General features: G+C 56.8%; 4 protein-coding genes. 2 read left to right on the top strand and 2 right to left on the bottom strand.

What is annotated here, in order from left to right:
• On the top strand, positions 1–289 hold a 289-nt coding region (locus ABIB00_RS22585; protein ID WP_354105903.1), incomplete at its 5' end, for a hypothetical protein.
• Between the two features lie 975 nt (positions 290–1,264).
• Here ABIB00_RS22585 and ABIB00_RS22580 read toward each other — a convergent pair.
• Both ABIB00_RS22580 and ABIB00_RS22575 read right to left on the bottom strand, forming a co-directional pair.
• Positions 1,265–2,224, bottom strand: a complete 960-nt coding sequence (locus ABIB00_RS22580) for a hypothetical protein (RefSeq protein WP_354105902.1) — start codon at positions 2,222–2,224, stop codon at positions 1,265–1,267.
• A 708-nt stretch (positions 2,225–2,932) separates the two neighbouring features.
• Positions 2,933–3,337 carry a hypothetical protein gene (locus ABIB00_RS22575; RefSeq protein WP_247340864.1) on the bottom strand — a complete coding sequence of 135 codons (405 nt, stop codon included), beginning with the start codon at positions 3,335–3,337 and terminating at the stop codon, positions 2,933–2,935.
• Positions 3,338–4,190: 853 nt separating this feature from the next.
• Here ABIB00_RS22575 and ABIB00_RS22570 point away from each other — a divergent pair.
• The gene (locus ABIB00_RS22570; protein WP_354105901.1) at positions 4,191–6,056 is read left to right on the top strand and encodes a caspase family protein; all 1,866 of its coding nucleotides are present in this window, start codon (positions 4,191–4,193) and stop codon (positions 6,054–6,056) included.
• Positions 6,057–6,159 lie beyond the last annotated feature (103 nt).

Genomic DNA, 6,159 nt, shown 5'->3' with positions numbered 1-6,159 from the left:
TCGCCCATTGGGCGTCAGTCAAAACGAATCGGTCCATCCCAAGCTTGAATCACAACCAAGCCCCGATGAGAATCCTGAATCCCAACAGACCCTAGATCATTGGCGGCCGGTTCTAGACTATGACGCGTTCGTGGCGAACGCTGATCTTTTTGTTGCCGCAGACTTGCCAGGCCCCAACGACGTAGATGCTATGACGATGGAGCCACTAACAGCTGTCGACGACGCGAGCTTCATCCCGCGGATAAAGAACAATATGAACGTGCCGAAATGGCTTAAAGACCTCCTCTAACGCTCCCAGGAAAACAGGCAACGAGCGCAAAATCGGAACAACGTGCTCTACTCGTTGCGCCAACATGGTTGGCTGATGAAATCGCAAAACTACTGCCGCCAACTTTTCGCGATGCCTTGACCCTCGCATTGGGCGACGAGCTCAGGATACCCCGTGACGCCTCTTGATGCCATTGGCAACGTACATGTGGTCTCTGCCGTCCTTGATCGATTAGGCGCGCGATATTCGCAGCCTCCACCACCTCGATAAACGCGACAGAACGACACCTTCGTTCGAAGGAGCACAATCGCGCAGATTGGCGTAGTACGTTGCGCTGCGCGTGAGTGACCCAATGCACACCAAATTGCGACATCAATCGCCTGCGCACGCTGCTGAACCAGATCGGTACTGCATTTGGTACTGCATGGCGCCCAACGACCGTGCCTAAGCACTGATTGCGCTTCGCTTTTTGAGATGTCCCGGTCCAATCCATCATCGGGGCGCAAGAAAATTTCCAACGTAAGTCATTCATTTCGTTGATCTGTTTCGTCTTCACCCGGTCCTATGACGGATCGAGCCAATCTTTATTAACACTTAGTTGCTCGGCAAATCGGCGCTTCGTCACTGGAGCAGTTCTTTTCTCCATTCACATGCAACGCGAGCGCCCCAAAGAAGACGCTAAGAACATCCCACATTCAACCGAAATCAAGAATCAGCTTTGGCAAATGAAATCAATGTTGATCCAAGGCTTCGAGGGAGAAATCACATGCGCCGCAACATGAGCGTGGTCGGGGAAACTCCTCAATAGAGCGTGAGCAGCATGATGAAATTGGACCACATGGCCGGTCAACCCGCATCAAATCAAGCACGTTGGGCACGAGCACTCCATAACTGCGACCGGATTCTGCGCCCGCTCGGTCTGGAGACGTCATGCAACGCATCGAGCGAAAGCTCGCCTCGCCGATGGCGGCTAAAGGTTATGATGAGCCGGTTCACTCACGGCCCGCCAAACGGCTTCGGTCGCTCTAGCGGGACGAAAGCGCTCAAATGGGCTGGGTATGTCGACGCGCCGCCGCCTATGGTCGTGCCCGTGCTGATGCTCAAGTAGACGTCCTTCACTCCCCTGGGCGTTTCCAGCAGGATCCAGTTCTTGCTTACATCCCCTATGCCGATAGTCGTAAAGCGCATCGACTTGCCGAACTGCGAACAGGAGATTGGCTTTTCGGTCGTAAACGAATTCCAGGGGCCATGCAGGGTACCCGATCTGCCGCCGGTCTTCGGAAGGGTTAAGCCAAAGCCCAGGCCGACCGCCGCATAGACGTAGGTGCACTTCAAATTGTTTTCCGTGTCCCATATGGAGAACAACGCGCTGGCAAACGCAATCCCGGCTCCAGCCCTGCCCTTCACGATGCGCTTGATGGCCGCTCTCGCTGCAAACGAGATCGAACCGTCGACCTCAAGCAGCATGGCTATCTTGAAATTTCGACTGACCTTTGGTTTCGGCGGAACGGGCCGCGGCAAATCTGGCTTTATGATCGGTTCGAAATAGACCTTAGGCAGCACCCAAAGGACCACGGATCTATCGTTGTCTTCGTCCAGCCTGTGATTTGCCGTCTGCGTATTGCCGATCGCGTGCGTCTGCATTTGCTCCGGGTGGATGCCCATCTCGGACAGAGACTTCGCGACCGTAATCACGCGGTTGGCTGATGTCGTCATATTCCAATCAGCCGTACCGATCCGGCTCGCGGATCCCGTCATCCAGATATGACCAGCGTCGTGCTCCAGCAGGGGAACCACTTTGTTCTTCAGAAATTCGGAGTGCTCTGTCTTCAAGCCCCGAAACTGGTAGCCGGCAAAGTCATCGAAATCGAAATTCCAAAGCCGCGCGTGCAGAACCCCCACTCCCGAAAAATCCAGATCGACGTCAACCTTGCCCCGACCAGTTCTGTGGAACATGTCTCTTCAACCTGCAATCGACAAATAGGAACTCGTCGGTGATCGGCCGGACGGCGCAGGACCACCTTGTTTTTAGTGCTGGCAAGAAAAGAGAGGTTCATGAAATCGACAGCTGCAACGAAGGTTGTGATCTTGTTCCCATTTCGATCTGGCACCGAAGCAGTATGGGCTTGTGCAATACGCGACATCACTGTCGCGATCGGAGCAGCGACGATCTAAGAGAGTCGCGACAGGACGGGCCCTGGAATTCGCACAGCACGACGACTTCGCGGAATCGCCCGAGACTTGGAGGCCCCTACCCAACCGCTGTTAAAGCAGCGCATCTGGATAATATCTTTACCGGCTTGCTCTACGTCTGCCTGATCGCCCATCAAAATAGAGCGAAACAGTAAGCGTCGTCCAGCAACCGCAGCGCAATATCCCGGAAGCACTTGATATGGTCGTTGGTGATTTCATCGTTGGGGTCATTTGCGTATCAATTGCGGATGGCTTTTCGCAAAGCGGGCGAAGTGGTTACGAGCGTGAGCGCAATCATGGACTCTCGCGCTCAACGCCTGGATTGGAGCGACGAGGATCTCGCGAATAGGAACCTGGCGTCGTATCCTTGATCTGCTCCCTCTTTAAGGCTGTCGCCGCCATGGCCCGTTTCCCGCGGGCGCGCGATCTGCAGAACGACGGAGGTGACGACTTCTGCGGTCGGCCGCCGACTTATCCGCCAAATCGCTTGACCAGCTTTGAGCCCTTGGCTGCATCAATCTGCTGGCCCGTCAGGTCAGAGCCGACGCTCAATCCTATCGTCATGAGGTTCTTGACACGCTGCGCCGCCTGCTTCTCATTGGAATAGTCGATCTCGACGTGATCGAGGCTCATCAGATGGCCCAGCTCGTGAGCCCAGGCGCGTCCATTGGCGTGGTCATTGCCATACCATTGGACGAAGCTTGCCGGCTCCGGTTGGCTATTGGGGTATGAGCTTCCGCCGGCGGACAGATTTTCAATCGAATTGACGAGGTAGATGTGGACGGCATTGTCCGGATCGTGCCGAGAGGCAAGAACGCCCAGCAATCGCTGATCATTGCTGCGCGCGCTCTTTGCCATGTCGAGCGGCTTCTCCATCAAGCAATCGCTGATCACGAACGCGATCTTGGCCTTTGACCAGATCGTATTGACCACGTCGAGCGCCTTCTTGGCCGTCTCGCTGCTCCATTGCCCGGGCTCAACGTTCCCCCTCTCGGCAAATGGCGTGATGTAAACCCTCAACGGAATTGGCATCAGCTTCTCCGAAGTTCGGAATTGCGATTGTATCCCCGTGCGCCGTCCTTCGAGATGGACTTACATTCAGCGCTTTCTGATCAAGGCGACTTGTGCTCCTGCGACCTTCCGGTAGCGGCGATCGACTGGTTGACCATGGCCAGCCTTCGCAATTCGGAGGACCTTCATTTCAACTCTACCGCAGGAACAATTTCCGGGCCGAGCGCTCCGGCGAGAACATGAAGGTGACGATCGCCTGGGGAGATGGAAAGCCGAACTGACCGGCTCCTGACCTCCGTGCAAGCTGTAACCGAGACGATCGACCCGCAAGCCGGTCCCCCAAGACTTCACGTCCCCTCGATCTGCCGTCAGCGGAACTTTCGTTTGAACTAAGCCAGAGCCTTCTGCCGCGCTGTCGCGAGCGCACCATAGGATGCAATAATCGTGTAATTTCAAAAACTTAATTCATTCGCGCGAGACATAGGCACTGGCGGGTACCCATCATCCACACGAAACCGCCCACAGCGCCGGGCCGCGATTATCTTCCGTGCCTTTTGAACGCGTCCGCATTTCAAGACAACACATAGGAATGGATCGGGCTTGAGATTGGTACTGTAGGCCGATAGGTAGCCGCCACTAGCGTACGAATTCAGTAATTATTTCTTACGCGGCCGTCCTCGCGACGTTACCATTCTATGGGCATAGTTGGGTGTTCGCCATGAGATTATACAGGCGCCTTCGAATTTTGCTTCTCCTTGCCGCTTCGCTGTTACTGGCAGCTCAACCAGCCTGGGCGACCAAGCGCGTGGCTTTGGTGGTTGGCAATGCCAACTATCAGAACGCCCCTCTGCTCCCAAACCCGGCCAACGACGCTGCGGCCATCACCGCAACTTTGAAGGAGGCAGGTTTCGATGTGGTTGACTCAAGGCTCAACCTCGCCGCAACTGATATGCGGCGGGCCCTGAGAGAATTCGCCGATCAGGCTCGCAATGCGGACATAGCCCTGGTGTACTATGCTGGTCACGGTATCGAGATCGACGGGACAAACTATCTGATCCCGACCGACGCCAGACTCGAACGTGACACTGATATCTATGACGAAGCATTCTCGCTCGACCGCGTCCTGCTGGCAATCGAGCCTGCGAAACAGTTGCGCGTGGTGATCGTCGACGCGTGCCGCAACAATCCGTTTGCCGATTCGATGAAGCGTACAGTTGCCTCTCGATCAATCAGCCGCGGGCTGGCCAGGGTCGAACCCGCCGTCTCCAACACGCTGATCGCGTTTGCCGCGAAAGCCGGACTAACCGCACTCGATGGCAACAGCAAGAATAGTCCGTATGCGACGGCTCTCGTAAAGTATATCGCAAAGCCGGGGCTCGACTTGCGCAGGGCCTTCGGCTTCGTCCGCGATGATGTCTTGCAAGCCACGGGCAACCGACAGGAGCCCTATGTCTACGGCTCGCTGGGCGGCGAAGACGTTGCACTTGTTCCCGCTGCCAAGGCTGATGAGCCGGTGCAAGCAGCCAATCCCCAGGCAGAAATTCGTCGCGATTACGAATTGGCCTTGCAGCTACGCAACAAGCCCGCTCTGAACGCGTTCCTGGACCAGCATCCGGACGGATACTACGCAAATCTGGCGAAGCTGCAGCTTAATCAGCTCGATGCTGAGGACGCACGCGTCGCGGCAACAGCGAAGGCGCAGCAGGCTGAACAGCAGAAAACTCGCCTGATGTCGCAGGGCGCCCAGCGTGCCGACCAGGAGAAGGCGGCCGCGGATCTGAAGGCTGCGGAAGAGGCCCGAATTGCCGCCGAGAAGGCGAAGCAGGCGGCTCAGGAGCAGGCCACCGAGGCGGAACGGAAACGGACTGCGTCCGAATCTACAATCGTCGCTGCTCTCTCCGGGAATAAGCCGGCTGTTGGGAGTGCCTTCGCGGATAATCCTACAGCCGCTGCACCCGCTGACGACAATACGCCGCCAAAGCTTGCCGCACTCAGCGCCGAGCCGCGCCAGACCGATATCGCAAAAGCCGATATCACCAAGTCCGTACAAAGCGAATTGAACCGCGTCGGCTGCTTCACCGGTACCATAGATGGCCAATGGAATGCGGCCTCACAGCGCTCGTTGGCTCTGTTCAACCGGCACGCGGGAACGAAATTTGATGCCAAGCTCGCAAGTCTCGACGCGCTTGACGCAATCAAACTCAAGCCAACCCGGGTCTGTCCCGTGATCTGCGATCATGGCTACAAGGCTAACGGCGACCAGTGCGTCAGGATCACGTGTGCCGAGGGCTCGTTCCTCAACGATGACAACGAATGCGAGAAGCGGCGCGGAAAGAAGCCAGTTGCCAAGCGCAACACGGACGAAGGTTCGTCACGTGCCGATCGTTCGGCGCGCGAAAGATCTGAGCCCATGGCGGACGTTCCGCGGCGACAAGCCACTGCGAAGGCAAGTGGCGGAGGCGGCAGCGGCCAGGTTGTTTGTGACCAATATTTGTGCCGTCAGGTCCGTCGCGGCTGCCACCTCGACTACCGTGGCGGGGGAGGCCCGGGTGGCAACACCGGGAATGTCGAGGTATGCAATTAGCAAGGCGCGAGTTCGCCACGCCAATAGGAAGCCGTATCGAGGATATGGCGAACAATTGAGTGCAACATCGGGTCGGCCCAAGTCCACGTCCGATCTGGTCGAC

This window comes from Bradyrhizobium sp. LB14.3 (assembly GCF_040547985.1).
Taxonomy (GTDB): domain Bacteria; phylum Pseudomonadota; class Alphaproteobacteria; order Rhizobiales; family Xanthobacteraceae; genus Bradyrhizobium.
This window is presented reverse-complemented; position numbering and strand designations above follow the sequence as displayed.